At 57.6% G+C, this 2,354-nt stretch carries 1 protein-coding gene; it reads left to right on the top strand.

All coding sequences use genetic code 11. The features are described 5' to 3' along the window. Nucleotides 1–532 precede the first annotated feature (532 nt). Nucleotides 533–1,015, top strand: a complete 483-nt coding sequence (locus IEX13_RS14130; protein ID WP_188665855.1) for a DUF4262 domain-containing protein — start codon at nucleotides 533–535, stop codon at nucleotides 1,013–1,015. The last annotated feature ends 1,339 nt before the right edge of the window (nucleotides 1,016–2,354 follow it).

The following is a 2,354-nucleotide window of genomic DNA, read 5'->3' as shown; positions in this document are numbered from 1 at the left end:
TGAGGCTCTTAGACAGTTACTTATTGAACCGCGGCCCGGCAAGTCGCCGCCTAACTAATCATTCAAGCCGACGCCTTCGGCGCGGCTTAACTCAAGGTGTTAGGCGTCGCATGTGGTTTTGGCGAGACTCGTACTTCGAAGAATTGCGTGCTGTCGCGTCAGCTGCCGCTGAGCGGACTGAGTGGCAGGCGTACGCTTCCTACTGTACCCAGCTTGAGAAGGGGCTACGTAAACCAGCCCTCGTCACTTTGGGCGGTTTCGTTGCGGACCTCTGCCAACAACCCTTCTCGCAGCGCCGGGCGTTTCTGGCGTGGCTTCTGCCGATTGCGTCCGAGAGTAAAGCGTCCCATATGCTGGTTCCGCACCCGCTCTGGCTGGGTCTAGTTCGCCCAAGCGTTGTAGAGTGGCGGGAGCGAGAGCCAGCCTCCCTGGAGGCTCACCGCTGGTGCCGCAAGTACGGGGGCGGCGCCTAACTAATCATTCAAGCCGACGCCTTCGGCGCGGCTTAACTCAAGGTGTTAGGCCCCACAAGATGGTTCGTACCGTTGGTGAAGACAAGAGCGAACAGAAGCTACTGGACGATATTGCTGAGTTCGGTTGGCATTGCGTCCACATCCTCGCCGAGGGCGAGCATGTCGAGTACTCATTTACGGTCGGGCTCTTTCAGTCTTTCCGCCACCCTGAGCTAATCATCTTCGGCCTGCCGGCAAAGGTCGCGCACCAGATCTTGTCAATCGCGGCCCATGAGGCCAAGCGGGGCGCGCCTTTGGATCTCTCGTCCACATCAGATGCACTCTTGAATGGCTATTCCTGTTGCTTCGCCGAGGTGCCCATCTCGGAGTACAGCGACCACGTAGGCTTTAGTCGTTGGTACTACCAGGGCAACGAGTTCCCCCTATATCAGATCATCTGGCCATCGCGGTCCGGCCTATTCCCGTGGCATCCTGATGCCGCCGAGCAGTTCAAAATTGCCCAGCCTGTTATTGCGATGGCCCCGCGGGTGGGGCCTAACTAATCATTCAAGCCGACGCCTTCGGCGCGGCTTAACTCAAGGCGTTAGCCCTCATGAGAAGCCTTCTCGCACTTGCTGCTCTCCTAGTTGCCACGTCACCTGTTGGAGCGAAATGCGGGGATGGATTTCTGCTTGTAACTGGATCTGTAGTCGATACTGATGGAGAGCCAGCCCGCGGTGTCTCGGTAGGTGCTTCGTGGATGGAGACCGGGGGACAAGTTGGGCCGGCGATGACTCTTACTGACGAGGAGGGACGCTTTTCGCTCCCAGTGACGTTTCGTACCTATTCCGGCAGCAAGCTTTTTGGAGGCGACATCTGCAAGTGGGCTCTCCAGGAGGTAGCTGTAGCGGCTTACAGTCATAGCCACCGGTCAACGTACCTTCGTGTACAGGTCGGCTCACAGACTGCTGTTGAGGTCCCGACAATCAAGATCGATACTCCAATCGCTACGGAACCCTTGTTCCCCGACCAGATTGGGGGCTAACTATTCATTCAAGCCGACGTCGCTCCGCGACGCGGCTTAACTCAGGTGTTAGGACTCAGGTGGAAGTGAACGACGCGTCGAACAAGAAGTTCGGGCCATGGTTCTGGGTTGCGATCTTTGCAGTCCTGTCTCTCTTGCACTTGTTGGGTTGGTACCGCAAGGGAGATGCACTTGAGCTAGTGCGCGCCATCGGCTTTGCTTTGCTTATCCCGCACTCATGGCTATTCCCAGCCTGGCCTCGCTCCGAGTCGAGCGCCTCGCCAAAGCGCCCGGCCGTTCGCTTTGTTTCGCTCACACTTTGGCTGGTCGGTGCATCAATGGTCATCTATGCACTGGTACGCTCGTGGCTATGAGTCCTAACTATTCATTCAAGCCGACGCCTTCGGCGCGGCTTAACTCAAGGCGTTAGGCCCTATGAGCCACAACACGATATTGATGCGTAGATCTGGTTTCGCGACAGCCGCAGTGTCCGGTGCCGTCACAGGAATCATCGCCTCCGCGCTCGCTTGGTACCGACATGACTTCCCCCAGTCCTGGAACGATATTGGATTGTATGCCCTAGTTCCAGCAGCTTTTCTTGTTGTCGCGATTGTCGCTTCCCGCCCGAAGGCAATGTCAACACTCACGTCCCGCGCGGCACCCTTTATCGGCCTCTCCGGGTTCCTGTACGGTTTATGGTTGCTGCTGCTTTTTCGGCAAGCGGCCTAACTGCTCATTCAAGCCGACGCCTTCGGCGCGGCTTAACTCAAGGTGTTAGGCGGCTATGGAAGTACTTCTCTACACCGCAGCAGCCCTGGCCGTAGCTCTCGCGGTCGCTCACTCCCTGCTCGGCGAGCGGTACATTCTTATCCGACTGT

The sequence above is a fragment of the Arenimonas soli genome (assembly GCF_014643775.1).
GTDB classification, from domain to species: domain Bacteria; phylum Pseudomonadota; class Gammaproteobacteria; order Xanthomonadales; family Xanthomonadaceae; genus Arenimonas; species Arenimonas soli.
The sequence above is the reverse complement of the archived record's forward strand: the minus strand, read 5'-3'. Positions and strand labels throughout refer to the sequence as shown.